Here is a 26029-nt window from a genome sequence, read left to right as displayed (position 1 = left end):
CAAGTGTTTAAGCCACGGTCATCCGCATGAGTTGGTCTGCCCTTCCCGCCGCACCACATAGCCTGCTTGATAGCCAGGGCCAGCCACAGCATGGCCGCTACCAGGGCTGCATCACCCAGCACGACTGGCAAGCCCTGCCGCTGAGCCGCTGGCAACGGCTGCTGCGCCCGCTGCGTCACAAGCGCTGGCAATACCTGGCGCTGGCGCATGCCGATTACGTCATCGGGCTGGCCGTGGTGGATGTGGGCTGGACCGCCGCCGCTTTTGCCTATCTGTTTGACCGTCGCCAGGGAAAGATACTGGCTGATGTTGCCGCCGACAGTTTTCCCCTGCATGGCGCGCAGCTGGCTGATCAGCCGTTTGCCGACGCCAGCTTTGCCGGCAGGGGACTGACCGTGCGCTTCGAGCGTCAAGGCAGCCGCCTGGCGGTGGAAGTCAGCTCACCACAGTTGCGGCTGGCCGCCCACGTCGGCCTCGATCCGATGCCACCGGTGCTGGCGGCCATCGGCCCGGCCAACTGGCTGGCCCATTCCACCCACAAATCCACCGCACTGGCGGTCAGCGGCTTTGCCGATTGCCAGGGACAGCGCTTTTCGCTGGATGGTGCCGTCGCCAGCCTGGATTACTCCAATGGCCTGCTGGCGCGCCGCACCGACTGGCGCTGGGCCAGCGCCCACAACAGCGCGCTGGGCTTCAATCTGCAGCAGGGTTATATGGGGGAAGCAGAAAATGCCTGCTGGCTGCAGGGCAAGTTGTATCCGCTGTCGGCAGTGGAGTTCACATTCAATCCGCAACAGCCGCTACAAGCCTGGCAACTGCGCAGCAGCGACGGTTTGCTGGAGCTGCAGTTCACCCCGGAAGGCATGCGGGCAAAAAATCAGAACCTTCTGATCGCCAGTAGCCGTTATATTCAAGCTATAGGCCGTTTCGACGGCTATCTGACCGATCCGCTCAGCGGTACGCGCCATGTGGTGCAGGCGCTGACAGGCGTCACCGAAGACCATTACGCACGTTGGTAACACCATGACTATCATTATCCGGCCGGCGAACTACCAGGACGTACCGGCCCTGACCGCACTCACTGCCGAGATGGGCTACCCCTCCGGGGTGGAAGCCCTGGGCAACCGGCTGACCATGCTGCTGGGCAGCCCCGATCTGCACCAGCTGTGGGTAGCGGAAATCGAAGGCGAAGTGGCCGGCTGGCTGCATGCTTTCTGGCGGCCGCTGCTGGAAGCGCCGGCGGCAGTGGAAATCGGCGGGCTGGCCGTGGGGCTGCGCTGGCGACGCCGCGGAGCCGGCCGCGCCCTGGTGCATGTGGCCGAACGCTGGGCACTGACCAAGGGTGCCACCACCGTCACGCTGCGTTCCACCATCCACCGCGAAGAAGCACCGGACTTCTACCAGAATCAGGGCTACCAGCTGAGCAATGTCCAGAAAACCTTCCGCAAGCAACTGGACGACAACAGCTAATACACCACCTGCGCACACCCCACCTTGCCGGCTGTTTCCTGACGCCTTTTCCCCTGCACTAGCGGGAAAAACCCTTTGCGAATCAGGACAAGCCGGCCGGATGCCGCAGGGCAACAAAGTTGGCTTTCCCACCTGAATCTGGTCTACCATAGCCCCGCTGTCGAGCCGGGTGCCATGGCGAAATACCCCCTCTTCGTCACTGACTAGTGTTAGCATGGCGCCCCGATTAGAGCACTCAATCTAACCTCAGCCAGGAGATTACGCGCATGGGTGTGCTGAATACCATTCTCGAGCACAATCGGAGCTTCGTCGAAAACCGCGAGTACGAACAATTCAAAACCGACAAGTTTCCCGATAAAGGCCTGGCCGTCCTCGCCTGCATGGATGCCCGTCTGGTAGAGCTGTTGCCCAAGGCCATGGGTCTGAAAAACGGTGATGCCAAGCTGATCAAGAACGCCGGCGCGCTGATCACCCACCCCTGGGGTTCGGTCATGCGCTCGCTGATTGTGGCGGTCTACGAACTGCGCGCTGAGGAAATCTGCGTGGTGGCCCACCGCGATTGCGGCATGCGCGCCATTGATCCCAACAAGATCCTGACCCACGCCACCGAACGCGGCATCAGCGAAGACACCATCCACACCCTGCGCAATGCCGGCATTGATCTGGACAACTGGCTCAAGGGCTTTGACAACGTGTCCGACAGCGTGCGCCACAGCGTGCAGACCGTCCGCAATCACCCGCTGATGCCCAAGGATATTCCCATCCACGGCATGGTGATTCATCCGTCCACCGGCCGGCTGGAACTGATCATCGACGGTTACACCGGCAAGCCACCCGTACAGGAATGACGCAAGCGGCTGCGCTGGGACTGTTTGGCGGCACTTTCGATCCCATCCACGCCGCCCACCTGCGCATGGCGCAGGCTTTTCGTCATGAACTGCAATTGGCCGAGGTGCGGCTGATCCCCGCCGGCCAGCCCTACCACCGCCAGCACGGTCCCCATGCCAGCCCGCAACAAAGGCTGGAGATGGCACGGTTGGCCATTGCCGGCCTGCCCGGCCTCACGGTCGATCCGCGAGAAGTGCTGCGCGACAAGCCCGCCTATACCATCGACACCCTGCAGGAAATCCGCGCCGAAATCGGCCCCGCACCAGCGCTGTGGTGGCTGATCGGTGGCGACTCGCTGGCCACCCTGCATACCTGGCGGCGCTGGGAGCAATTGTTCGAGCTGGCCAACATCGCCGTGGCACTGCGCCCCGGCTTCGATGCCGCCCACCTTCCTGCCGTGGTGCGCACACAATGGCAGGCGCGCCAAGTCACTGATTTTTCAAATGGCGCGCCTTCCGGTACAATGCGCCCCCTGGCCCTGCCACCGCTGGATGTCTCGGCCACCGAGATACGCCACCGCCTGCAGACCGGAGCCAGCGTCGAGCCTCTGCTCTGCGCGCCGGTACTGGATTATATTCGCCAGCACCGGCTATATCTCTGAAGCAAGAAGCCGTTCCACGCCTGCCCGCTGCGCCGGCAGCGCAGAACGGTTTTCCAGTGCCGGCGCTTGTATTGCCGGCCGGGCCGCCCGCCCCTGCTTGCGGCCCCTGCCCGTTTTTGCCGCACGTTGCGGTAAACGATCTTTACCAGATACCTCTGGCCGCCATGCTGCCGCCACGTATCGCCACCGACATCAAAGGACATCATGGAAGTTCAAGACATTGCCAAACTGGCACTGACCGCTCTGGAAGACATCAAGGGCAAAGACATCATCGAAATGGACACTTCCGCGCTGACATCGCTGTTTCAGCGCATGATCGTGGCCACCGGCGACTCCAATCGCCAGGTCAAGGCTCTGGCCAACAACGTGGCCGTGACCCTGAAGGAAGCCGGCGTTGATCTGGTTGGCACCGAAGGCCACGAAAGCGGCGAATGGGTACTGGTCGACGCCGGTGACGTGGTCGTCCACGTCATGCTGCCGGCCGTACGCGACTACTACGACCTGGAACAACTGTGGGGCGGCCAGAAGCCGAGCTTTACCCCGGTTGGCGGTCGTCCGTGGCAAGCCAATACCTGATACGCCATCCAGGCCGCATCAGGCGCGGCAGACGCGCGGCACCCGCCCCGTCTGCCGCCCTCCTCCCGCTTTTCCCATCGCTGGCGCCAGCATGCGCCTGCGCCGTACTCCGCGCTGAAGCATTGCCATGAAAATCACCATTCTTGCCGTCGGCACCAAGATGCCGCGCTGGGTCGACGAAGCCTATAACGACTACGCCAAACGCTTTGGCCGCGACATCAGTCTGGAACTCAAAGAGATCAAACCGGAAAAACGCGGCGGTGGCGTCACGGCAGAAAAAGGCATTGCCGCCGAACACGACAGGCTGATGACCGCCATTCCAGCCCGCTGCAAGCTGGTGGTGATGGATGAACGTGGCCAGAACTGGACTTCGGTGCGCCTGGCCGCCGGCTTGAAAGAATGGATGGCCGGTGGCGATGATGTGTGCTTCATCATTGGCGGGGCCGACGGCCTGTCTGCCGAACTCAAGCAGCGCGCCGACGTGCTGTTGCAATTATCCGCCATGACCCTGCCACACGGCATGGTGCGGGTGATGCTGGGCGAGCAGATCTACCGCGCCTACTCCATCCTCAACAACCACCCCTACCACCGCGAATAAGACCCGATAACAAAACCCCCGCTCCGGCGTTGCACCACCCTGGCCCGGGTTCTCTACGAGGTTCTGTTAGCGGTTCCAAGTCCCTTATCTGCTGCACTCAGCTAAGCGGCAACACCACAAACTCCCCCTCCAGCCGACCAGCCTGCTGCCCGGCACACTCCACGTTCACCACCAGCGTCAGCCGTGCCATGCGCCCTTTTGACAAGGCTGCCGCCATGCGCTGCCAGGCTGCCTCATTCACCGGCAGGGTGCGGGCGGTAAATGCCCCGTGCATGGCTTTCTGGTAATCCATCTGGCTGCGCCGCACCATCACCTGGCCGCGCAGCCCCAGCGCCTGCAATGTGCGGTACACCAGCAACCAGCCGGCCAGCGTCGCCACGGCCGCCGCACTGCCACCAAACACCGTGGCGCAATGATTGATATTCGGTTCCAGCGGCGCTTCCAGCTCCACCCGACCCTCTTCGGCCGCCACCACCCTGACCGCCATCGCCTGCGCCAGCGGGATGGCCTGATACAGATACTGCTCGATTTGCTGCTTGTCCTTCACGGCAATTCCTTTCCTGCAAACAAGCCCCAGCATGCCACAGCCAGCCAGCGACGGCAGTAGTGGCTGCGACAAGATGTCGCAGGGCCCGCGCATGGATTTCCCTTACAATCCGCCGCACACTATCTTTCTCAGCCATGCCAGACATCATGAAAACACTCGCTGCCCTCACCCTGCTGTTGTCCACCGCGGCCCAAGCTCACGTCACCCTGGAAACCCCCACAGCCGCCAGCGGCAGCTATTACAAGGCTGTGCTGAAAGTAGGCCATGGCTGCGATGGCAGCCCCACCACCGGGATCAGCGTGGAGCTGCCGGCAGGCGCGCAGCTGGCCCGCCCCATGCCCAAGGCCGGCTGGCAGGTTCAAGTCAGCAAGAGCGCGGTAAAGCCCTTTGACAACTACGGCACCCTGGTCAAGGAAGATGTCAGCCGCATCAGCTGGAGTGGCGGCAGCCTGCCGGCGGACTTTTACGACGAGTTCACCTTCCAGACCCGCATTGCCGCCAAGCCGGGCAAGCTGTTTTTCAAGGTGACACAGCAATGCGCCCAGGGCAGCACCAGCTGGGTAGAGATTCCGGCTGATGGCCAGGATGCACACAGTCTGAAATCCCCCGCCGCCGTGTTGCAGGTGACCGAACCGGGCGAAGCACACCACCACTAAGCCCCGGCTTTCCGCAGGCCACAAAATGAAAACCCCCTTGCAGCATGCTGTTGCAAGGGGGTTGTGCTGTCTGATCCGCGCAGGCTCTGGAGCCACGAACAAAAGCGCGTAGCAGCGGCAGTGTGGTGAGCCGGTCTTACTGACGGATCAGGTAGTCAAACGCCGACAGGCTGGCTTTGGCACCCTCGCCCATGGCGATGATGATCTGCTTGTACGGTGCGGTGGTGGCATCGCCAGCGGCAAACACACCCTCGGCCGAAGTCTGGCCCTTGGCATCCACCTCGATTTCACCACGCGGCGACAGGGCGATGCTGCCTTGCAGCCAGTCGGTATTCGGCAGCAGGCCGATCTGCACAAAAATGCCTTCCAGCGCCACATGGTGGTTTTCACCGGTGATCCGCTCCTGATAGCGCAGGCCATTTACCTTTTGGCCATCGCCGGTCACCTCGGTGGTCTGGGCATTGGTGATGACGCGCACATTGGGCAGGCTGTGCAGCTTCTTCTGCAATACCGCATCGGCACGCAGGCTGTCACCAAACTCCAGCAGGGTAACGTGGCTAACAATGCCGGCCAGGTCAATGGCGGCTTCCACGCCGGAATTACCGCCGCCAATCACCGCCACGCGCTTGCCCTTGAACAGCGGGCCATCGCAATGCGGGCAGTAGGCCACGCCCTTGGCGCGGTATTCGGCTTCACCCGGCACATTCATTTCGCGCCAGCGCGCCCCGGTGGCGATGATCACCGCCTTGCTTTTCAGTACCGCGCCGCTTGCCAGCGTCAGCTCGGCCAGCTGGCCGTTTTGTGCCGGCTTGAGGGCAGCAGCGCGTTGCAGGTTCATCACGTCCACATCATAGGATTTGACGTGTTGTTCCAGCGCCATCGCCAGCTTCGGCCCTTCGGTTTCCTGCACCGAGATGAAGTTTTCAATCGCCAGCGTATCCAGCACCTGACCGCCGAAGCGTTCGGCCACCACACCGGTACGAATGCCTTTGCGAGCGGCATAAATGGCGGCAGCAGCACCAGCGGGACCACCGCCGACGATCAGCACGTCGAATGCTTCCTTGGCAGCCATCTTTTCGGCTTCATGCGCCACGGCACCGGTATCCAGTTTGGCAATGATTTCTTCCAGGCCCATGCGGCCGCTGCCAAACTGTTCGCCATTCAGATAAATAGCCGGTACGCCCATGATCTGACGGTCGGTGACTTCCTGCTGGAACACGCCGCCATCGATCATCACGCTACGTACATTGGGATTGAGCACCGCCATCAGGTTGACGGCTTGTACCACGTCCGGGCAGTTGTGGCAGCTGAGCGAGACAAACACTTCAAACTGGTAGCTGCCTTGCAGGCCGCGAATCTGCGCGATGGTGTCTTCGTCTACCTTGGGCGGATGGCCGCCGGTTTGCAACAAAGCCAGCACCAGCGAGGTGAATTCGTGGCCCATGGGAATGCCGGCAAATTCGATACGGCCAGCCTCGCCGGGGCGGGCAATGGCAAAGGACGGGCGGCGCGCGGCCTGGCCATCGCTGCGCAGTGTCACCTTGGGCGACAGGCTGGCGATGTCCTGCAACAGGCCAAACATTTCCTGCGCCTTGGCGCTGTCATCCAGGCTGGCGACCAGTTCGATGGGCTGCTGCAGTTTTTCCAGGTAAGCGGTCAGTTGGGTCTTGATGGTGGTGTCGAGCATGGGAAGTCCTCAGGCAATTGCACTGGCAAGCTTGTGGCTGCCAACAGCTTGCCGCTGCAATCGGGTGATGGGGAGAAGAGGCGGCCAGGGAGTGGCCGCCCCATTGGGCCGCAGCGCAGGCCTGCGCTGCAGCACCAGGGTGTGGCTTAGATCTTGCCAACCAGATCCAGCGAAGGCGCCAGCGTAGCTTCGCCTTCTTTCCACTTGGCCGGGCACACTTCACCCGGGTGGCTGGCTACGTACTGGGCAGCCTTCACCTTGCGCAGCAGTTCGCTGGCGTCACGGCCGATACCACCGGCGTTGATTTCGATGATCTGGATCTTGCCTTGCGGGTCGATCACGAAGGTGCCGCGCTCGGCGAGGCCAGCTTCTTCGATCATCACGCCGAAGTTGCGGCTGATGATGCCGGTCGGGTCGCCAATCATCGGGTAGTTGATCTTGCCGATGGTTTCCGAGCTGTCGTGCCAGGCTTTGTGGGTGAAGTGGGTGTCGGTAGATACCGAGTAGATTTCCACGCCCAGCTTGGAGAATTCGGCGTAGTTGTCAGCCAGGTCACCCAGTTCGGTCGGGCAGACAAAGGTGAAGTCAGCCGGGTAGAAGAACACAACCGACCACTTGCCTTTCAGGTCGGCGTCGCTGACGTCGATGAATTTGCCATTGTGAAAAGCGCTAGCCTTGAACGGTTTTACTTCGGTATTGATCAGCGATACGGACATGTTTTTCTCCAGTCGGTGAAATAAGAAAATGCAGTGTTTGGCTGCGTTTGCATTCGATGTACGCATCTTAGGCAGTCCGTATCAATTGATCCACTTGATTGTTTAAATGTTAAAAATAGAATTTTCCTATCATGATTCGGAATGCAGCTAGCCAGCCATCAGGGAGGGCTGGCACGGCCCCTTCGGCTAACGCCAGCACAGCACTGTGGTCTGCTTGCCACAGTAAAATAAGAAAAGCCGCCAAAAAAGGCGGCTTTTTCCATCGCTCAACTCAGTTTATTCAGCTTTTGTTAAAAAAGCCCTGCAGCATGCCCAGACCCTGCGACAGCAAATCCCCACCCTGCGGCAACTGGCCATCCGGCGTCAGCTTGTCCACCGCCTGTGGCAGGTAATCAGCCAGCCCCTGACTGAGCTGTTGCGGGTCCAGCCCGAACTTGCCCGCCAGCACCGTCACCTGCTCATTGCCCAGTACCTGCTGGATCTGCTCGGCCGACACCGGCAGGTTGCCACCAGTCCCCACCCAGGACGACACCAGCTCGCTCATGCCGCCACTATTGAACTTCTCCACCAGGCCAGACAGGCCGCCCTGCTGCTGCATCAGTTCGGTGACCGCACCAGCCACGCCACCACCTTCGCCGCCCAGCAAACCACCCAGTTGATCAAACAGGCTCATGCTTAGTCCTTTCGCTTTAAAATGTCTTCAGAAAACTTTACTTGCAAAATAGCATAGAAAAATCAGTACAATAGCGCATTAAACCGAAACCCATGCGGGCTGCTCTTCATCAAAATGCGATTCATCACCGTTTTCCTGGCCTGGCTGGCCTGCTTTGCAAGCAGCAGCGTACACGCCGATCTTTATGGTTTTGTGGACGAACAGGGTCAGGTTCACCTTGCCAACCGCCAACTGGACGAGCGCTATCAGCTCTACCAGAAAAGCCTGCAGCCCGGCGTCAGCAGCAATGCGGCACTGGATGACGCCACCACCCCCGGCCTGGGTGCCACCCTGAGCAGCGACAACCGCTTGCCTGCTCCAGCAGCAGCACGTGCGGATGGGATCAAAAGCGTGAATGCCCCGGCGTACAACACCAAGCTGGCATCCCAGTACAAGCATCTGATCGACCAGACTGCGCGTGAATTCAAGCTGGATGCCAATCTGCTGCATTCCATCGTCACCGTCGAATCCGGCTACAACCCGCAAGCACTGTCACCCAAGGGGGCCGTGGGCCTGATGCAGGTGATTCCGGCTACTGGCGAGCGCTTTGGCGTGACCGAATTGAGCGACCCCAGGCAAAACCTGCGAGCCGGGGCGCGTTATCTGCGTTTTTTATTAGCCCAGTTCAACAACGATCTGCCGCTGGCCATCGCCGCCTACAATGCGGGCGAAGGGGCAGTGCAGAAGTACCGCAACACCATTCCGCCGTATGAAGAAACCCGCGACTATGTCGCCAAGGTGCTGGCTTCTTACGAGAAACGCGGCGGCCTTGCCTATCAGAGCAGTCTGCGCAACAGCGCCGGCAAGACCCGTGTCCGGGCCGTCATCCTGCCTGCGGCCCTGTCTGGTACAACAGCCTCTGCATTGTAAAAGTACAGCTTCATGGCATGACAAAGGCCTTCCAGTGAAGGCCTTTTTGCATGGTTTGAATTGATCAGCGCCGCAACTGCGCCATCACAGCTGGATGCCCAGGATCTCGCCCAGCGGCTCGGCCAGATCGCGATAGTGTGCGCGATGGTCGAATACCCCCAGCAAGCCCGGATAGGCATCCGGCGCATGCAGAATCTGGTTGGCCTTGCGCGAGGACAGCTTGTGTATGCGCAAGATGCGGCCATCCCAATGCACCAGGCGTGCTTCTTCTGCCGTCAGTAACACCTCTAAGGCCTGGTGGATGATCTCCACCAACACGACTTTGCTGCGGGTTCTGCTTTCGCCCACAGGTGTAGCACTTCTGACTCCCTCGTCTTGCATAGCGTCTTTTTCTAAAACTATTATTGTTTAAAATGAATTAACTTCTCCTTAATCATAGGGCAGGTCTTTTGCAATCTCAATACTTGATTAAAAGAAATTTAAATAACAGCCACATAAATTCTGGTTCAATTTAAAAAAAAATGGCCAGCATAGGCTGACCATTTAAAATTACTGTGTTTTTTCTGCATCATGTCGCCAACAGCAAGGCCAGGCCACGCAGGGAATGCCAGGGGTCGCCGGCCGCCACGCCTTTGATCTGCTGATCAATACGGGCGCACTCCGACAAGGCCGTCATCAACTTGCGCGGGCCGATACGGCGCAGGGCCGGCTCGGCCAGCCGCTGTTTGTCACCCCACAGGCGCAATTCACGCGCCAGATCGCGCAACTGCCGTCCATCCTTCAGCCCCTGCCGCAAGCGCAGCAGCATGCGTACATCTTCGGTGAAAGACCACAACACCAGCACCGGCGATTCGCCTTCTGCCAACAGGCCTTCCAGCATGCGTTGCACGCGGGCGGCATCGCCGGACAGCCAGGATTCGGACAGATGGAACACATCGAAGCGCGCCACATTGGCCACGGCCTCGCGCAACTGCTCCAGCGTCAACTCGCCGGCCGGGTAAAGCAAGGCCAGCTTGTCCACTTCCTGACGGGCCGCCAGCAGATTACCTTCCACCCGGTCGGCAAAAAAAGTCAGCGCCTCACCCGACAGTTGCTGGTGCTGGCGTTTCATGCGGCGGGCAATCCAGCCGCCCAGCTCGTGCCGTCCCACCGGTTTGGCTTCCACCACCACCGCGGCTTTTTCCAGCGCGAGATACCACTTGGATTGCAGCTGCGCTTTTTCCAGCCGTGGCAGGGTCAGCAGGGTGATGGTGTCTTGCGGCGGGTTGGCCGCCAGCTGTTGCAGGGCTTCCGCACCTTCATTGCCCGGCTTGCCGCCAGGGATGCGGAGCTCCAGCAGCTTGAGCGAGGCAAACAGCGAGACGCTGCTCATGGCATCGCGCAGTTGCGACCAGTCGAAACCCGCTTCCACCGTCAGCACTTCGCGCTCCTGATAGCCTTGCGCACGGGCATGCGTGCGCAGGCTGTCGGCCGCTTCCAGCGCCAGCAGCGCCTCTTCACCATGAATCAGGTAGAGCGGCGCCAGCCCCTTGGCCAGCACCGTCTCCAGCGCATCAGGGCTTAGGCTGGGCATTGGCAGGCTTCAGGCTTTGCGGGCCAGTCGTGCCCATGGCGGTCGGGCGCTTGACATAGGCCAGCCGGCGGGCGATCTGCTCGGCCGCATCGCGGCGGATATCAGTCCACAGCAGATTTTCTTCCTGCTCCTTGCCCAGCACATCGCTATCCGAATAATTCATGTAACGGCGCACCGACACCTGCATGTCCGGCTCGATGGGCGAACCACCAATCACCGTGCGGACCGTGGCGCTATAGCTCAGCAAGTACTCGTTGACCTTGCCGCCGCTATTGATGGTCGACACTTCCTTGGACTGGCGTTCACTCAGCACGCTGACCACGGCCTCGGCCTGTTTGGGCGAGGACAACATCACCACTTTGTCATTACGCAACAGGGTTTCCCGCAGCAAGGGGCCCAGTTGGCCACTGCCCTCTTCCACATAAACGCTGCTGAAGGGCAGCGGGCGGCTGCTGCCACCCATGCCCTTGAGATGAAAACCGCAGGCGCTGAGCAAGAGTACGGCGCCAGTGAGCACCAGCCAGTGCAGGGTTCGGGTCATTCCTGTTTCTCCGTAAGGAAAAGCCGGATCAGCCCATCCCCTGTTGTGGGGAATCTGGTCCGAGCCGGCCCGGGTTTGTTGGCGGCCCCGGCATGATCCGGGGCCGGTTTGCCATTACACGACGATATTCACCAGTCGGCCCGGCACCACGATGATCTTCTTGGCCGGTTTGCCTTCCATGAACTTCTGCACGTTTTCATGTGCAAGGGCGGCGGCCTCGATGACATCCTTGGCTGCATCGGCGGCCACGGTGATGCTGCCACGCAGCTTGCCGGCCACCTGCACCATCATTTCGATTTCGCTCTTCACCAGCGCGGCCTCGTCCACTTGAGGCCAGGCTTGTGCCAATAGCTCGCTGCCCGGACGCAGCACCGCCCAGATGGCATCGGTGATGTGCGGCACGATGGGCGACAGCAGCAAGGTGACGCTTTCCAGTACTTCTTGCGCCACGGCACGGCCGGCGGCATCGCTGCGGTCGGTCTTGTCATAGGTGTTCAGCAGCTCCATCACCGCGGCGATGGCGGTGTTGAACTGCTGGCGACGGCCATAGTCATCCGCCACTTTCTGGATGGTGCTGTGCAGCTTGAAGCGCAATTCCTTCTGGCTGGCGTTCAGCTCGCCACCTACATAGGCGGTTACCACGCCGGCATCGGCATGTTCCTTGGCCAGTTTCCACAAACGCTTGAGGAAGCGGAAAGCGCCCTCGACACCGGCATCCGACCATTCCAGGCTCTGCTCCGGCGGCGCGGCAAACATCATGAACAGGCGCGCGGTATCGGCACCATATTTCTCGATGAATTCCTGCGGGTCCACGCCATTGTTCTTGGACTTGGACATCTTCTCGATGCCACCCACCACCACCGGCAGGCCGTCCACACGATGGGTTGCGCCGGTGATCTTGCCCTTGCCGTCGCGCTCCAGCACCACGTCTTGCGGAGCGATCCAGTCCTTGCTGCCGTTGGGCAGGTCGCGATAGAAGGTTTCGCAGATCACCATGCCCTGGGTCAGCAGGCTCTTGAACGGTTCGTCGCTGGAGACCAGGCCTTCGTCGCGCATCAGCTTGTGGAAGAAACGGGCGTACAGCAGGTGCAGGATGGCGTGTTCGATGCCACCTACGTACTGGTCAACCTGCAGCCAGTAGTCGGCAGCGGCCTTGTCCAGCATGGCGGTTTCACACTTGGGCGAGGCGTAGCGGGCGTAGTACCAGCTGGACTCGACAAAGGTGTCCATGGTGTCGGTTTCGCGCTTGGCGGCACCGCCACACTTGGGGCAGCTGGTTTCGTAGAATTCCGGCATCTTGGCCAAAGGCGAGCCGGCACCATCCGGAATCACGTTTTCCGGCAGCACCACCGGCAGGTCTTTTTCCGGCACCGGCACATCGCCGCAAGTCGGGCAATGGATGATGGGGATGGGGCAGCCCCAGTAGCGCTGACGGGAGATCCCCCAGTCGCGCAGGCGGTACTGGGTTTTCTTCTGGCCGGCCGTTTTGGCTTCCAGATCGCCGACGATGGCGTCAAATGCGGCAGCAAAGCCCAGACCATCGTATTTGCCGCTGTTGACGGTGCGTACGCTGTCATCCTTGGCGGCATACCAGTCTTGCCATGTGGCAGCGTCGAAATCGTTGTCGCCGATCACCTTGGCATACACTTGCAGCAGCGGCAGGCTGTATTTGTTGGCGAATTCGAAATCGCGCTCGTCATGCGCCGGCACGGCCATCACTGCACCTTCGCCGTAACCCCACAGCACGTAGTTGGCTACCCACACCGGCAGCTTGGCCCCGGTCAGCGGATGCACCACGAACAGGCCGGTGTCCATGCCCTTCTTTTCCATCTTGGCCACGTCGGCCTCGGCCACGGAACCTGCCTTGCATTCGGCGATGAAGGCCTGCAGTGCCGGATTATTGGCAGCCGCCTGGGTAGCCAGCGGGTGTTCCGCCGCTACCGCCACATAAGTGGCCCCCATCAGGGTATCCGGGCGGGTGGTGTACACCTTCATGATCCCGGCATGGCCGATACTGGCCTCATCGTAGGCAAACACCACGTCAGAACCGTGGCTCTTGCCAATCCAGTTCTTCTGCATGGTCTTGACCTGTTCCGGCCAGCCATCCAGCGTATCCAGGCTGGTGAGCAGTTCGTCGGCGTACTTGGTGATGGCGAAGTAGTACATGGGGATTTCGCGCTTTTCCACCACGGCACCGGAGCGCCAGCCGCGGCCATCCACCACTTGCTCGTTGGCCAGCACGGTCTGGTCCACCGGGTCCCAGTTGACCACGCCGTTTTTCTTGTAGATCACGCCTTTTTCAAACAGGCGGGTAAACAGCCACTGCTCCCAGCGGTAGTAGTCGGGCTTGCAGGTGGCCAGCTCGCGCTCCCAGTCCAGGGCAAAGCCCAGGCTGTCCAGCTGGGTTTTCATGTATTCGATGTTGGCATAGGTCCAGGCGGCCGGTGCGCCACCGTTTTTCATGGCGGCGTTTTCGGCCGGCAGGCCAAAGGCATCCCAGCCCATCGGTTGCAGCACATTGAAACCCTGCAGGCGCTTGAAGCGGGCCAGCACGTCGGTAATGGTGTAGTTACGCACATGGCCCATGTGCAGCTTGCCGGACGGGTAGGGGAACATCGACAAGGCGTAGTACTTGGGACGGCTGGCGTCTTCCACGGCCTTGAAGGCGGCGGTGCGGTGCCATTTCTGTTGCGCGGCGGCTTCGACTTCGCGCGGGCTATAGATTTCTTGCATGGTGATCTTTGTCTGGAATGGCTTGAAAACAAAAGGGCGGACTGCCCAAGTCCCCGCCTGGCAGGGCAGCTTGGGCAGTCCGTCACAAATTCAATCGGCCCATTATAGCGGCCAGAGGGCCCTGCCGATAAGAGCCGCACAAAAACAAACGCTTGCCATCAGCCGCCACGGCATCAGGGGCAGGGACGGCGGGTCCAGCCTGACGCAGCCCGATAGCAGGAAAAATCTTCATGAATCGCGTCAATCTCCCAGCGGCCGTCGCGGTGGAGTAGCTGCAATTGCTGCCGTACCGCCTTGACACTGTCGTCTTGCAAACCATCGCGAATCAGGGTGATGTCGGCCCGCTTGAAGTCTGGAGCCGGGCTGTGCTGTATCAGCCGGAAATGCGGATAGTCGATTTGCCCCTCCTGACCCAGCCGCTGCCGGACAAAACGCAGGGCCAATTCAGCTGGCAATTCGCCCGGCTGGCCAACAAAGGGAAGCCGCCCTTCGTCGGTATAGGCCCATGCCACTGGAGTGATGAACAGGCTGCACAACAGCAGCAACAAGCGCAAAGAGGTTTTCATCTATTTACAGACTGCCACATGGACAGCCGGTTCAGCTCAGGCGCAGTTTGAAGGTTTCCAGCGCCTGCATCAGCAGCTGGAGAATGCCCCCCTCCCACAGCGAGTGGCCAGCCATTTCCACCAGGTGGAAATCAGCCTCTGGCCAGTGCTGTGCCAGTTCACTGGCGGTGACTGGCGGGCACACCACGTCGTAGCGGCCCTGCACGATGACCGCCGGGATATGGCGAATGCGCTCGATCTGCTGCAGCAACTGTGCCTCGGGCAGGAAAATGCGATGTACGAAGTAATGCGCTTCCAGCCGCGCCAGCGACAGCGCCACATATTCGCTGCTGGCGCGCTCGATGGCGTCGGCATTCTGGCGGAGGGCGACGCAGGCTCCTTCGTAACGACCCCAGGCACGGCAGGCCGGCAGGTGCACTTGCGGATCGGGGTCGGTCAGCCGGCGGTAATAGGCCTGCAGCAAATCGTCGCGCTCAGCCACGGGAATCGGCGCGACAAAGCGTTGCCATTCCTCGGGGTAGAACTGGCGCATGCCATGCATGAACCAGTCGATTTCGCTTTGTCTGCCCAGAAAAATACCACGCAGGACCAAGCCCTGTACCCGCTGCGGATGCGCCTGGGCATAGGCCAGTGCCAGCGTGCTACCCCAGGATCCGCCAAACACCAGCCAGCGCGCGATGCCCAGATGCTCGCGCAGGCGTTCGATGTCGGCGACCAGGTGCTGGGTGGTGTTGTCGCGCAGTTCGCCACGCGGCACCGAACGGCCACTGCCGCGCTGATCAAACAAGACCGCGCGATAAAACCAGGGGTCGAACAGCTGCCGGCTCATCGGCGCACAACCATCGCCCGGCCCGCCATGCAGATACAGCACCGGCTGACCATCCTGCCGGCCACATTGTTCCCAGTACATCTGGTGCAGACCATCCAGCGGCAACATGCCGCTGGCGTAGGGCGTAATCGGGGGATAGAGCATCAGCGTCCTTGTCGGGTTGGCATGGGGACAGGCCCTGTTAGCAGGGCAGGATTCAGCACAACTGGCTGGTGATGTAGTCCCACTCCAGCGGGCTGACCGGGGTAATCGACAGCCGATTGCCGCGCTTGAGTACCTGCATCTGCTCCAGCGGTGGATGCTGGCGCAACAAGGCAGGCGTCAGCAGCGGAGTCTTGCGCACAAAGCGCACATCCACACACTGCCAGCGCGCGGCATCCGGCACGGACTTGGCATCGAAATAGGGACTGGCCGGATCAAACTGGCTGGAGTCGGCATGGGCAGTACTGGCCACCACAGCCAGGCCAGCGATACCTGGCTCGGCACAGCTGGAATGCCAGAACAGCACGCCATCACCCGGCTGCATGTCATCGCGCATGAAATTGCGCGCCTGATAATTACGCACCCCGGTCCACTCGAAAGCCCGCTGCGGCGCAGCCATCAGGTCATCAATGGACGTTTCGTCCGGCTCGGATTTCATCAGCCAATAGCGCATGGGAAATGTCTGTTAATCAATGGGAGGTTAACTTAACAATTTACGCCATCTTACAACTGTCGGGCTGGATTATGCTGAGTTCAGGATAAACATCAGGGCCAAGCAGCCCTTGCAACCAGGAGAAACATCATGAAAAGCCTGCTGATCGGCGTCTTGCTCGCCAGCGCTCTGAGCGCCTGTGTCGTCGTCCCGCCACGCGTTGCCTACCGTGGACCTGAGTTCCGGCCAGTGGAGGTGGTTCCGGTCTACGTGCCGGCAGAGCGCCATCACCACTGGGACCGTCGAGACTAACCCTCGCCCTGTGCGTTAAGTAGCACTGCGGTTTGGTGCAAAGCGGTGCAGACCCGACTCAGTCAGCAGATAGTCCAGCTGCACATCCCACGCTTCGCGCGGTACGGCAGCCACACGCTGGCAATCGTAGGCCACGCCGACCAGCAGGGGCTTGCCGTAGCGGGGGTGGCGGTGGCGAAAGGCCAGACTGCTGTCATAGAAGCCCCCGCCCTGCCCCATGCGATAGCCTTGCTCGTCGACAGCCAGCAAGGGCAGCAACAGCACATCCAGCCGCTCTGCCCGCAGGCAGGGGCCATCAAATTCCACGATGCCGTAGCGCGGATGGCGATACCAGCGGCCTGCCGCATTCAGCCGGGAGAACCACATGCGCCGGCCGCGCGCCGGAATCTGCGGCAGCCAGACACTGGCCCCGCGTTGCAAGGCCGTGCTGAGCAGAATCTCGATATCCAGCTCGGAACCCGCCGCCAGATAGCCACCAATGCGCTTGCCCCGCCGCAACAAACGGCCGGCATGGCGCGCAACGGCGCGCATGGCCTGGGCGCGACAAGCCGGGCTCAATGCCATGCGCTGGCGACGGATGTTCTTGCGCAGGGTGATCTTGTCGGTAGCGGCAGAAGACGATGGCGTCATGGCTGGCCCATGAGAGCAGAAATGAAAACGACCCGGAGCAAGATGCGCCGGGTCGTGAAGGGAGACCCCCGCGAGTGTCGTTTGGGCATAATTCGCTTGTACCCTGTTTCCAGGGAGGGTCACCTGCCAGCCACTTCGGGCGCGTCCGCAAGGGACCCGACACACCCGTGACTCACGCTGGCAACCAGAAGCGAACGCATTGGTACAAAGGAATTGTTTGCCGTCACGAACACCGCAGGGGATAAGCTGATCTGTAGTGTCCGCCAGCCTGCCTGTTCAGAACAGGGCTTGCTGGCTTTCGCGAAGCGCCGTGTCGGCTGCCTCGCTCATATTGCGTATTTTACGCTGGAATGAGGCCATTTCCAAGCCCTCTCCCACTTTGGTGCGTAACAAATCGTGGGCAATGTTCAGCGCGGCCATGATGGCGATCTTGTCCGCATCCATCACCTTGCCATGCTGCTGGATCATGTCGATCTTGCCTTCCAGCAGTCTGACCGCTTCCAGCAGGGTTTCGCGCTCGTCGGCGGGTGAGCCTATGGTGAAGTGACGACCCAGCAATTCGATGTCCACCTGCACGATATCGCTCATTCTGCCTCTCCTGCGCCCTGCTCCGGTTCATCCGCCTTCGGCAGGCGCTCCACCAGCGCGGCCACGCGACTGCGGGTTTCGTTCACGCGGAAATTCAGCTCGGCGTTTTCCTTCAGCGCTTCAGCCAGCGCCTGGGCAAAACGGCCGTTCTGGGTTTCCAGTTCCTTGATGCGGCCAATCAATGCCTGCACGCGGGATTCGAGATATTCCAGTTCCTTGTCCATGGCGGCGAGGATAACGGTCGGCTAGTCCAGCGTCAAACCCAGACTACGCCGTGCTGTGTCCAGCGTGGCACACATGGCCACAGCCCCGTCCAGCAGCCGTGGGCCGGGAATGGTCAGCAAATCCTCATCCACCACATAGCGCGTCGCTTTGGCCACTGCCGGCAAGGCCGGCCAGCGGTCCCACATGCGCAGGATATCGGCGCGGCCAGCCAGCATGACTTGTGGCTGAGCCGCGACAACCGCTTCCATGCTGACCTGCGGCGCAGCCTGGGCAAGGCCACCAAACACATTGCGCCCACCGCACAGCTGCATGACCGAACCCATGAAGCTGCGCTGGCTGACGGTAAAGATGGGGGCACTGCTGATCTGGTAAAACACGGTCAGCGGCGGACGGCGGGCATAGCGCTGGCGCAGTTGCAGCAGACGCTGGCGATAGCGGCTGGCCGCCGCATCGGCTTGCGGCTGCGTGGCAGTCAACTGGCCCAGGCGGTGCATCTCGCTGGCGATGTCTTCCAGCTGCAAGGGATGGCTGATGAACACCGGCACGCCAAGCTGGCGCAAGCGCTCCAGTTCGCGTGGATTGCCGCCATCCTGCCAGGCCACCACCAGATCGGGCTGCTGGCGCATGACCGCTTCCAGGCTGACCCCGCTATAGCCGCCCACCCGCGGTAGCTGGCGTGCCGCTGGCGGATAGTTGCTGTAATCCACCGTCGCCACCAGCCGTGAGCCAGCACCGATGGCGTACAGCATTTCGGTCGTATGGGGGGAGAGCGAGACAATGCGCCGGGCGCTGGCAGGCAGGGTCAGTCCTTGGCCGGCACCGTCGCGCACGACTATGGCCGCCTGGGCCGGGGCCAGCAGCAGTGCCAGCAACAACCAGCCGGCGCGTCCAAACCGGGCCATCAGCCGCCCTTGAGCGCCAGCGGCAGGCCGCAGGCCACCAGGGTCACGCGCTGGCAACGGGCGGCGATGTCCTGATTGAGCCGGCCAAGCAGATCGCCATAGCGCCGTGCCACGCTGCTCATCGGCATCACGCCCCAGCCGATTTCATTGCTGACCAGCAACAGCTGGCCTTGCACGGCAGCAATGGCTTCCAGCAGCCATTGCCTTTCCTGCACGAAGTCCATTTCGTCAAACTGGTCATCGCTGCGGAAAAAGCGCATCAGCCACATGCCCAAACAGTCCACCAGCAACAGGCCGTCTTCCTGATCATGTCCCAGCAGCAGTTCGGCCAGACCACGCTCGGCTTCCAGCACGTGCCAGTGCTGCGGCCGCTGCAAACGGTGCTGGCGCACCCGTTCGGCAAACTCATCATCGCGCACTTCGGCAGTGGCGATGTAAGTCACCGGGCCGCCATGCTGCACGGCCAGTTGTTCGGCGTAGCGGCTTTTACCGGAGCGGGAGCCGCCGCTGATCAGGTGGGTCATGAACTTGATATCCCGAAAAACCGGGCCTCCAGCAAGGAGGCCCGGCTACAAACCAAGAAGGAGCTGCCACCAATAAGGTAGCAAGCAAGGTCTATTTCTGCTGGTAGCTTACGCCGATATACCCGCCAAGGCCCGCCGTGTTGTAGCCATAGAGCGTGGTGTAATGACGGTCGAACACATTGCTGAGCTTGAGATTGGCAGTCCACTCGCGGGCAAAGCGGTAATTGGCATAGAGATTGGTCAGCGTATAGCCGCCCAGCCAGACATTGCTGCCGCTATCGGTCGTGTCACGCCGCTTGGCACTGACCTGCCACTCCAGCCCGGTAGTCACCCGCCCCCAGTCGTAGGCGGCCGCCAGCTGCCCGTAGGCGCGGGCACGTCGCTGCAATTGCTGGTGGCCGGAATGGTCCAGCGGGTCCTGATAGGTGGCAGAGCCAGACCAGTCCCAGTTGCCGACAGCCTTGGCCGCCGCCAACGTGGCACCACGGATGGTGGCATGGCTGATATTGGTCATGGTGCTGTAGTCGGAGGTAATGGCAATCATGTTGTCGATGCTGTTGTGAAACAGCGTCAGCGAGGCCGAACTGCCATTAGCCTTGTATTGCAAGGCCAGCTCGGCATTGCGCGATGTCTCTGGCTGCAGGTGGGGGTTGCCGGCGTAGCCATAGCTATCCAGCGGGTAGTACAGGTCATTGAAGGTAGGGGCCTTGAAGGCGGTGCCATAGCTGGCGCGTGCAGTCAGCGCCTCGTTCAGGCGATAACCGTAACCCAGCTGGCCGGTGGTTTTGCCGCCAAACTGCTCATCCTGATCATGACGGGCACTGGCTTGCAGCAAATGCTTGCCGAATTCGCCGCTGTAGCCGATGAACACCGCCTTGTTGCTGCGTTCGCTGACATCAAAAGCCGTGCTGCTGTCCACATGCTGCTGGGTATAGTCGAAACCAGCGAGCCAATTTCCCAGCCCGGTGTGGATATCGTTCTGCCACAGCCATTCGTTCTGGGCGGTCTGATACAGGTCGGCATGCTGGGCCATGTCGCCATTGGTCCAGTGCTCCTGTCTGTCAACGCTGTGGCTGAAACGCAGGGTGGAGGTCCAGTTGTCGGTGAGGCTGTTTTTGGATTCCAGGCTGGCACCGCTCTGGCGACTGCGTTGCAGATCTTCACCGTGGCTGTTGTAGCCGTCGTAATCCATTTTGCCGTTGGTCTGGAACAGGCGCAGCGACAGCTCCTGGCCGGCAGCCAGCGTCTGGGTCAGGTTCGCCGAGTAGGACAGGTTGCGGTAGGGATCACGGTCGGGGTTATAGCTGCTGCTCTGCGCATTGGTGGCGGAGATGCCATTGGTTTGCTGCTGGCTGAACTGCAGGCTGAAGGCGGTATTGTCCAGCTTGCCAGCCACCCCAGCGGCTGACTGGAACAGACCATGGTCGCCCACGCCCAGCGCAGCATTGAAACGCGGGGCACCGCTGCCCTGGCGAGTGAAAATCTGGATCACGCCGCCGATGGCATCGGCACCATACAGGCTGGAGCTGCTGCCACGCAGGATTTCGATGCGCTCGATATTATCCAGCGGAATGTTTTCCAGCGCCGTGGTACCGGTGGTGGCCGAGACGATACGCACACCATCCAGCAACACCACGGTCTGGTTGGCATTGCTGCCTCGCAGGTAGATGCTGGCCTGGCTGCCGGCGCCACCGGAACTGACCACTTCAACCCCGGGCTGGCGCGCCAGCAGCTGCGGCAGGCTGGTGACGGCAGATTGCTCGATGTCGTCGCGGGTAATCACACTGATGTCAGACAGGGTCTTGGTGATGGATTGCGGCTGGCGGCTGGCCGTTACCACCACTTCCTCGCCCTGGAATTGCGGCAGATTGTCGGCATGGGCCATGCCGGTGCCGATCAGCGACACCAGCAGCCCGATTTGTTGCGGCTTGAACATGAAACACACACTCCTGAAATGAAAAACCGGCAGCGCTGACAGGCTGCTGCCGCGAGGAGTGCGAAGAGGACGGCTTTCGCCGCTTGAACATCATGGCATGCGGAGCGGCGCAGCTGGCGCGCTCCGCTGTCTGCAAGATCGCCTCCCCGCGATACTCCAGCACCGGCAGCCGCACAGGCAGCCGCCGGCGACAGCCCGGTCTCCGGGCTTGGTCTTGCAGTCGTGCGCCTTCCCGTTCGATGTGAACAGTGGCGATGGCACAACCTTGGCCAGCAAAAGGCCAGACCTTACCGTTGCGGGGGCAGCGCCGGTCTTGCACCGGCTTCCCGTTTCATCCGGGCGGCAAAGCCCGGACACCTGTCTGGCGGGAATTATAAAGCGAATTGTCGCGAAAATAGAGCGATCATCAGCGATTTGTTGCCATATGCAAATGGCAATGCCCACGCCATACCGGCATGCCGCTTGCCGCGCCGCCCCCCATGACTTAGAGTCCCGCTCTAGCCCATGCCAACCAGAGAACACCGCATCATGACCCAGTCCATCGCCCTGCCCGCCCACGCTTCTTATCAGGCTGCCCTGCAGCGCCAGAACTCGCTGACCAAGCCGGCCGGCAGCCTGGGTGTACTGGAAACGGTGGCCTGCCGCTTTGCCGCCTGGCAAGGCCAGACCATTCCGGCCGCGCTGACGCCGGCCATTACCGTTTTTGCTGGTGACCACGGCGTGACTGCCGAAGGCGTATCGGCCTACCCGTCCATCGTGACCGGCGAAATGGTGAAAAACTTTGCCGCCGGCGGCGCGGCCATCTGCGTGCTGGCCCGCGCCATCTCCGCCCGGCTGGAAGTGGTGGATGTGGGTGTACTGGGTCAGCTGCCGGAATTGCCCATTGTCTACGCCAAGGTCGCTGCCGGTACGGCCAATCTGGCGCTTGAGGCTGCCATGAGCACGACCGAGGTGGAGACCGCGCTGGAAGTGGGCCGCGCCGCCGCCCGCCGTGCCATCGAACAAGGAGCCAATCTGCTGATCGCCGGCGATATGGGCATTGGCAATACCACGCCGTCGGCGGCGCTGATCTGCCGCCTGGCCAATCTTGAGGTCGATCTCATCGTCGGCCGCGGCACCGGCATCGACGACGCCGGCCTCGCCAACAAGCGCCGCGTGGTGGCACAGGCACTGCAGCGCCTGCAAGGGCAGCCGTTGAGCGGCACGCAAGTGCTGGCCGAACTGGGCGGGCTGGAAATCGCCGCCATGGCCGGCTTCTATCTGGAAGGTGCCCTACAGGGCGTGCCGTCTCTGGTGGATGGCTTCATCGCCAGCGCAGCCGCACTGGCTGCCCGCGCCATCAACCCTGCCGTGGCCGCCTGGCTGCTGGCCAGCCATCGCTCGGAAGAAACCGGCCACCGCCTGGCACTGGAGGCGCTGGGGCTGGAGCCGCTGGTGGAACTGGGCATGCGGCTGGGTGAAGGCTCCGGCGCGGCGACCTGCGTACCGCTGTTGCAACTGGCCATCAAGCTGCATGCCGAGATGGCCACTTTTGCCCAGGCCGGAGTGACGGAGAAGGATTGATGAACCCCTACACGCTGACCCTGCTGCGCCACGGCGAGATCGACCACGACGGCCGGCTGATCGGCCGTACCGATCTGCCGCTGAATGATCTGGGCTGTGAACAGATGGCCCGCAGCTGGCAGCGGCTGAACCAGCTGGCACCAGTGACCAGCATGGCCACCTCCCCCCTGCAGCGCTGCCGCGAATTTGCCGTACACCAGGCCCTGCATGGTTCGCTGCCATTGAAGGTGGACGAGCGCTTTGCCGAATTCGACTTTGGCGACTGGGACGGCATGTCGCGCGACATCCTGTCCGGCCAGCAACCGGACTGGGGCAGCCGGGTGGCCAGCGGAGAACTGACCCCGCCGGGCGGCGAGAGCTATGCCCTATTCCGCACCCGGGTGCTGTGTGGCTTCAGCGAGTGGATTCAAACCGCGCGCGGCAGCCATCGCGTGCTGGTCTGCCACGGCGGGGTGATTACCGCGCTGCTGGCCGAGCTGCTGGGCACCGAATTCGCCGTGGCCAAGCTGATGACGGTACAGCGTGGCGGCTTTGCCCAGCTGTCGATTCTGGAAGGCCATCCGGCCTATCTGATGCATCTGGAAAGCCCCGGCGAAGCATGAGCCTGCCCCCCTCGTCCCCGGTGCCGCCAGCCCGCTGGTGGCAATCGCTGATTCTGGCCATCCAGTTTCTTACCCGTCTGCCCACACCGCAGTTGCGCACCTTCCACCCGGAATGGCTGGCCGCCAGTGCGCGCTGGTTTGCTCCGGTCGGCCTGTTGCTGGGCAGCCTGCTGTGGCTGGCCGTGTGGCTGGGGGGGCAGTACGACCCCTGGCTGGGCGCGCTGCTGGGCCTGCTGTGCTGGATAGGTGTCACCGGCGGCCTGCATCTGGACGGGCTGGCCGACCTGACCGATGCCATGGGGGCGGCACACCGCTCGCGCAAACGATTTTTCGAGGTATTGAAAGACCCGCATGTCGGCAGCTTTGGCGTGATTGCCCTGATCAGCGCCATCGTCGGCAAACTGGTGTTGCTGATGCTGCTGGCCAGACAGCCCGCCCAGCTGGCCGGGCTGCTGTTGCTGCCGGCCTGGGCGCGGCTGTTCGCCCTGTTCTGGTCGGCCACCCTGCCAGCCCTGGCCCCCGGCAGTGGCGAGCGCTTTGCCTGGCAGCCGCAATGGCGGGTACAGGCCATCAGCCTGCTGGCCTTGCTCGGCCTGTCTGCCTGGCTGGCTCCCGCGCTGCTATTGGCACCGCTGGCCGGCCTGCTATGGCGCAGCTGGCTCAAGCGCAAGCTGGGCGGCATGACCGGCGACTGCCTGGGTGCCGGCATCGAAGTGTGTGAAATCCTGCTGCTGGGCCTGTTGCTGATCCCACTGCACGGCATGCACGGGCTGTGACGGCCTGGCTGTCAAAGACCTGCCATCGTCCTGTCACAAGACGGTGACCTTGGCTCAGCATACTGCGGCCAGCGGCCCAAGCCGGCGACAGGCCGGGGGTACGCCTCCCCCGGACACTTCGTGGAGCTGGCGCATGACCGATCTGGACATCTCGTTCGACCCCAACCGCCTCGACCACGCCATGATTCTGCAGTTTCTGCGGGAGCAGGCGCACTGGGCAGCCAATATGGATGGCGCACGGCTGCAACGGGCCATTCGCCATTCGCTGGTGATCGGCGCGTATCACCACGACCGGCAAATCGGCTTTGCCCGGGTGATTACCGACTACACCAGCTTTGCCTATCTGTCTGATGTGTTCGTGCTGCCCGCGCACCGTGGCCAGCAGGTGGGCCAGGCCATGATCAAGGCCGCCATCGCCCACCCCGATCTGCAACAACTGCGCCGCTTTCTGCTGGTATCGCGCGATGCGCGCGGTTTTTACCGCCAGCTCGGCTTTGGCCCTCTGCAGCAGGGCGAGCGCTATATGGAGCTGCGCCAGCAGGCGCCACAACCGGCCTTGCTGCGCTGGCCTTTCACTTTGCGCCGGCCGCAAGCGGAGCGCCCGCGCGCCAGCGCCTGATCAGGGCAACAGCTCCGGCCGTGCACCAGGGTGCTGCTTGACCAGCGACCACGGCAGCACACTCCATTCCGGGTATTCACAAGCACGGGCCACCCGGGCAAAGGATGGCCCCAGATACAGACCCTGCGGCGTGGCATACCAGCTGACAAACTGCCACACCTGCGGATCGCGGTAGGCGCAGTCATCTTCATTGCCCGGCTGGGTTTCGGCCGAGTGCAAACGCGCCATGGTGCTGGCCAGCCATGGTGCCAGCACCTTTTCTTCATACTGATAGTCCTTGCGCTCACCACTGGCGCTGCGCAGCAGCTGCGGCTTGCCCTTGCCCAGCCACAACAGGTCTTCCAGCTGCAGCGTCCGGCCGCTGGCGACATCGACGGTTAGCGGATTATCCGCAAAGTCAGGGTGTGCGCCGCCGCAGTAGTAACTGGTAAAGATACTGATGCTGAACAACTTGCTGCTCAGCAGGTGTGGTGTGACAGTCTGTTCGAAATCAGCTCCGGCACTATGCGTGCCACCCAGCTGGCAATCGAAATAGCTGGCGACTTCCTGCCACTGGCGCTCGGCCAGCAACTGGTTCAACCGCTGCAGGCTGGCATCGGGATAGCCATCCAGTATCCGGAACAGACGGATCTTGCTCAGCGGTTCATCCCACCATTGCAGGGTATGGCCCTGGACGCGCTCGCGCTTGCCCGGCTTGAGCGACAGCCCGGCCAGACGGGTGTAGTCGTAACCGGAACGCTGGCGCATGGAGTTGAGTGCCGCATCCGCGCTGGCCGGCCATTGTCCCGGCTCATAGGGAGTCAGCATCACCGGCAGGCTCTTGCTCGCCTTGGGGCCATGCCATTCACCACGCCAGCCGCCATTTTGCGGCTGCAGGGTGAGATCATTGCGCTGCTCGTCGTACTTGAGGTTCTCGCCCAACTGCAGGCTGCCGTCGGCCATGCGCTTGCCGGACAAGGCCAGGTCCTGATGATATTTGCGGTAGAAATAGCGGCCATCAACCTCGCCATCCTGGCCGACATTCAACTCCATCACGACTGCGGCATTGCCGATTTGCCCCTGCAACAGCAGCGGAGCCGCTTGCGCCGCCAGGCTCAGCCCCCACAACAATAGTCCCGCCAGTTTTGGCAACATTTCATTCCCTTTCAGCAAAAC

The 26029-nt window shown here is 61.8% G+C and carries 31 protein-coding genes, 1 other RNA gene and 1 riboswitch; of the genes, 13 read left to right on the top strand and 19 right to left on the bottom strand.

Features of this window, described 5'->3' with window-relative positions; translation table 11 throughout:
• Positions 1-26 precede the first annotated feature (26 nt).
• From DBR44_RS10790 to rlmH, 6 genes are all read left to right on the top strand, one after another.
• Positions 27-1019, top strand: coding sequence for a DUF2804 domain-containing protein (locus DBR44_RS10790; protein ID WP_124644072.1), 993 nt, complete (start codon positions 27-29; stop codon positions 1017-1019).
• 4 nt (positions 1020-1023) lie between these two features.
• Positions 1024-1470, top strand: a complete 447-nt coding sequence (locus DBR44_RS10785) for a GNAT family N-acetyltransferase (protein ID WP_124644071.1) — start codon at positions 1024-1026, stop codon at positions 1468-1470.
• Between the two features lie 266 nt (positions 1471-1736).
• Entirely contained in the window at positions 1737-2318 is a 582-nt protein-coding gene (locus DBR44_RS10780) for a carbonic anhydrase (RefSeq protein ID WP_124644070.1), read from the top strand.
• Positions 2315-2959: a nicotinate-nucleotide adenylyltransferase gene (gene nadD / locus DBR44_RS10775; RefSeq protein ID WP_124644069.1), complete on the top strand. Its 645-nt coding sequence runs from the start codon at positions 2315-2317 to the stop codon at positions 2957-2959. The genes DBR44_RS10780 and nadD overlap by 4 nt, the downstream gene beginning before the upstream one ends.
• Before the next feature lie 204 nt (positions 2960-3163).
• Positions 3164-3535 carry a ribosome silencing factor gene (gene rsfS, locus DBR44_RS10770; RefSeq protein WP_103524800.1) on the top strand — a complete coding sequence of 124 codons (372 nt, stop codon included), beginning with the start codon at positions 3164-3166 and terminating at the stop codon, positions 3533-3535.
• Between the two features lie 127 nt (positions 3536-3662).
• The gene (gene rlmH, locus DBR44_RS10765) at positions 3663-4133 is read left to right on the top strand and encodes a 23S rRNA (pseudouridine(1915)-N(3))-methyltransferase RlmH (protein ID WP_124644068.1); all 471 of its coding nucleotides are present in this window, start codon (positions 3663-3665) and stop codon (positions 4131-4133) included.
• A gap of 97 nt (positions 4134-4230) precedes the next feature.
• On the opposite strand, the gene DBR44_RS10760 is transcribed toward rlmH, so the two are convergent.
• A complete protein-coding gene (locus DBR44_RS10760; protein WP_158613596.1) occupies positions 4231-4680 on the bottom strand; it encodes a YiiD C-terminal domain-containing protein in 450 nt (149 codons plus the stop codon).
• Positions 4681-4826: 146 nt separating this feature from the next.
• On the opposite strand from DBR44_RS10760, the gene DBR44_RS10755 reads away from it, so the two are divergent.
• Positions 4827-5336 carry a YcnI family protein gene (locus tag DBR44_RS10755; protein WP_233578479.1) on the top strand — a complete coding sequence of 170 codons (510 nt, stop codon included), beginning with the start codon at positions 4827-4829 and terminating at the stop codon, positions 5334-5336.
• Between the two features lie 136 nt (positions 5337-5472).
• On the opposite strand, the gene ahpF is transcribed toward DBR44_RS10755, so the two are convergent.
• The 3 genes from ahpF to DBR44_RS10740 form a co-directional block, all read right to left on the bottom strand.
• Positions 5473-7023 (bottom strand): alkyl hydroperoxide reductase subunit F, encoded by a 1551-nt coding sequence (gene ahpF / locus DBR44_RS10750; RefSeq protein ID WP_124644066.1) that lies wholly within the window; start codon positions 7021-7023, stop codon positions 5473-5475.
• Between the two features lie 146 nt (positions 7024-7169).
• Positions 7170-7739 carry an alkyl hydroperoxide reductase subunit C gene (gene ahpC, locus DBR44_RS10745; RefSeq protein WP_124644065.1) on the bottom strand — a complete coding sequence of 190 codons (570 nt, stop codon included), beginning with the start codon at positions 7737-7739 and terminating at the stop codon, positions 7170-7172.
• A gap of 280 nt (positions 7740-8019) precedes the next feature.
• The gene (locus DBR44_RS10740; RefSeq protein WP_124644064.1) at positions 8020-8412 is read right to left on the bottom strand and encodes a YidB family protein; all 393 of its coding nucleotides are present in this window, start codon (positions 8410-8412) and stop codon (positions 8020-8022) included.
• Between the two features lie 114 nt (positions 8413-8526).
• Here DBR44_RS10740 and DBR44_RS10735 point away from each other — a divergent pair, with 114 nt between their 5' ends.
• On the top strand, positions 8527-9321 hold the full coding sequence (locus DBR44_RS10735) for a lytic transglycosylase domain-containing protein (protein ID WP_124644063.1): 795 nt from the start codon (positions 8527-8529) through the stop codon (positions 9319-9321).
• Positions 9322-9405: 84 nt separating this feature from the next.
• On the opposite strand, the gene DBR44_RS10730 is transcribed toward DBR44_RS10735, so the two are convergent.
• The 7 genes from DBR44_RS10730 to DBR44_RS10700 all read right to left on the bottom strand — a co-directional run bounded on the left by DBR44_RS10730 (position 9406) and on the right by DBR44_RS10700 (position 16218).
• A complete protein-coding gene (locus DBR44_RS10730; RefSeq protein ID WP_233578476.1) occupies positions 9406-9669 on the bottom strand; it encodes a hypothetical protein in 264 nt (87 codons plus the stop codon).
• Between the two features lie 220 nt (positions 9670-9889).
• Complete coding sequence (holA, locus tag DBR44_RS10725; RefSeq protein WP_124644061.1) at positions 9890-10894, bottom strand: DNA polymerase III subunit delta; 1005 nt, start codon at positions 10892-10894, stop codon at positions 9890-9892.
• A complete protein-coding gene (gene lptE / locus DBR44_RS10720) occupies positions 10875-11435 on the bottom strand; it encodes an LPS assembly lipoprotein LptE (protein ID WP_124644060.1) in 561 nt (186 codons plus the stop codon). The genes holA and lptE overlap by 20 nt, the downstream gene beginning before the upstream one ends.
• A gap of 114 nt (positions 11436-11549) precedes the next feature.
• A complete protein-coding gene (gene leuS / locus DBR44_RS10715) occupies positions 11550-14168 on the bottom strand; it encodes a leucine--tRNA ligase (protein WP_124644059.1) in 2619 nt (872 codons plus the stop codon).
• A gap of 173 nt (positions 14169-14341) precedes the next feature.
• The gene (locus DBR44_RS10710) at positions 14342-14734 is read right to left on the bottom strand and encodes a hypothetical protein (RefSeq protein ID WP_124644058.1); all 393 of its coding nucleotides are present in this window, start codon (positions 14732-14734) and stop codon (positions 14342-14344) included.
• Between the two features lie 31 nt (positions 14735-14765).
• Positions 14766-15707, bottom strand: a complete 942-nt coding sequence (gene pip / locus DBR44_RS10705) for a prolyl aminopeptidase (RefSeq protein WP_124644057.1) — start codon at positions 15705-15707, stop codon at positions 14766-14768.
• A 52-nt stretch (positions 15708-15759) separates the two neighbouring features.
• Positions 15760-16218 (bottom strand): EVE domain-containing protein, encoded by a 459-nt coding sequence (locus tag DBR44_RS10700; protein WP_124644056.1) that lies wholly within the window; start codon positions 16216-16218, stop codon positions 15760-15762.
• A 129-nt stretch (positions 16219-16347) separates the two neighbouring features.
• On the opposite strand from DBR44_RS10700, the gene DBR44_RS19500 reads away from it, so the two are divergent.
• Entirely contained in the window at positions 16348-16509 is a 162-nt protein-coding gene (locus DBR44_RS19500) for a hypothetical protein (RefSeq protein ID WP_158613595.1), read from the top strand.
• A gap of 15 nt (positions 16510-16524) precedes the next feature.
• Here DBR44_RS19500 and DBR44_RS10695 read toward each other — a convergent pair whose 3' ends face one another.
• The 7 genes from DBR44_RS10695 to DBR44_RS10665 all read right to left on the bottom strand — a co-directional run bounded on the left by DBR44_RS10695 (position 16525) and on the right by DBR44_RS10665 (position 21314).
• Complete coding sequence (locus tag DBR44_RS10695) at positions 16525-17139, bottom strand: 5-formyltetrahydrofolate cyclo-ligase (RefSeq protein ID WP_124644055.1); 615 nt, start codon at positions 17137-17139, stop codon at positions 16525-16527.
• A 61-nt stretch (positions 17140-17200) separates the two neighbouring features.
• A non-coding RNA gene (ssrS, locus tag DBR44_RS10690) (6S RNA) lies at positions 17201-17383 on the bottom strand.
• A gap of 32 nt (positions 17384-17415) precedes the next feature.
• Positions 17416-17727, bottom strand: coding sequence for a cell division protein ZapA (locus tag DBR44_RS10685; RefSeq protein WP_059285823.1), 312 nt, complete (start codon positions 17725-17727; stop codon positions 17416-17418).
• Positions 17724-17951 carry a hypothetical protein gene (locus DBR44_RS10680; protein ID WP_124644054.1) on the bottom strand — a complete coding sequence of 76 codons (228 nt, stop codon included), beginning with the start codon at positions 17949-17951 and terminating at the stop codon, positions 17724-17726. The genes DBR44_RS10685 and DBR44_RS10680 overlap by 4 nt, the downstream gene beginning before the upstream one ends.
• A gap of 21 nt (positions 17952-17972) precedes the next feature.
• The gene (locus tag DBR44_RS10675; RefSeq protein ID WP_124644053.1) at positions 17973-18854 is read right to left on the bottom strand and encodes a cobalamin-binding protein; all 882 of its coding nucleotides are present in this window, start codon (positions 18852-18854) and stop codon (positions 17973-17975) included.
• A complete protein-coding gene (gene cobU / locus DBR44_RS10670) occupies positions 18854-19378 on the bottom strand; it encodes a bifunctional adenosylcobinamide kinase/adenosylcobinamide-phosphate guanylyltransferase (RefSeq protein WP_124644052.1) in 525 nt (174 codons plus the stop codon). The genes DBR44_RS10675 and cobU overlap by 1 nt, the downstream gene beginning before the upstream one ends.
• Positions 19379-19469: 91 nt before the next feature.
• Positions 19470-21314, bottom strand: a complete 1845-nt coding sequence (locus DBR44_RS10665; protein ID WP_124644051.1) for a TonB-dependent receptor domain-containing protein — start codon at positions 21312-21314, stop codon at positions 19470-19472.
• A gap of 175 nt (positions 21315-21489) precedes the next feature.
• Positions 21490-21690, bottom strand: a riboswitch (cobalamin riboswitch).
• Between the two features lie 152 nt (positions 21691-21842).
• On the opposite strand from DBR44_RS10665, the gene cobT reads away from it, so the two are divergent.
• The 4 genes from cobT to DBR44_RS10645 all read left to right on the top strand — a co-directional run bounded on the left by cobT (position 21843) and on the right by DBR44_RS10645 (position 24874).
• A complete protein-coding gene (cobT, locus tag DBR44_RS10660) occupies positions 21843-22877 on the top strand; it encodes a nicotinate-nucleotide--dimethylbenzimidazole phosphoribosyltransferase (RefSeq protein ID WP_124644050.1) in 1035 nt (344 codons plus the stop codon).
• Positions 22877-23479 (top strand): histidine phosphatase family protein, encoded by a 603-nt coding sequence (locus DBR44_RS10655; protein WP_124644049.1) that lies wholly within the window; start codon positions 22877-22879, stop codon positions 23477-23479. The genes cobT and DBR44_RS10655 overlap by 1 nt, the downstream gene beginning before the upstream one ends.
• The gene (gene cobS, locus DBR44_RS10650; protein WP_124644048.1) at positions 23476-24255 is read left to right on the top strand and encodes an adenosylcobinamide-GDP ribazoletransferase; all 780 of its coding nucleotides are present in this window, start codon (positions 23476-23478) and stop codon (positions 24253-24255) included. The genes DBR44_RS10655 and cobS overlap by 4 nt, the downstream gene beginning before the upstream one ends.
• Positions 24256-24388: 133 nt before the next feature.
• Complete coding sequence (locus DBR44_RS10645) at positions 24389-24874, top strand: GNAT family N-acetyltransferase (RefSeq protein ID WP_124644047.1); 486 nt, start codon at positions 24389-24391, stop codon at positions 24872-24874.
• On the opposite strand, the gene DBR44_RS10640 is transcribed toward DBR44_RS10645, so the two are convergent.
• Positions 24875-26008 carry a hypothetical protein gene (locus DBR44_RS10640; RefSeq protein WP_124644046.1) on the bottom strand — a complete coding sequence of 378 codons (1134 nt, stop codon included), beginning with the start codon at positions 26006-26008 and terminating at the stop codon, positions 24875-24877.
• Positions 26009-26029: the final 21 nt, after the last annotated feature.

Source organism: Aquitalea sp. FJL05, assembly GCF_003852595.1.
GTDB classification, from domain to species: domain Bacteria; phylum Pseudomonadota; class Gammaproteobacteria; order Burkholderiales; family Chromobacteriaceae; genus Aquitalea; species Aquitalea aquatilis.
This window is presented reverse-complemented; position numbering and strand designations above follow the sequence as displayed.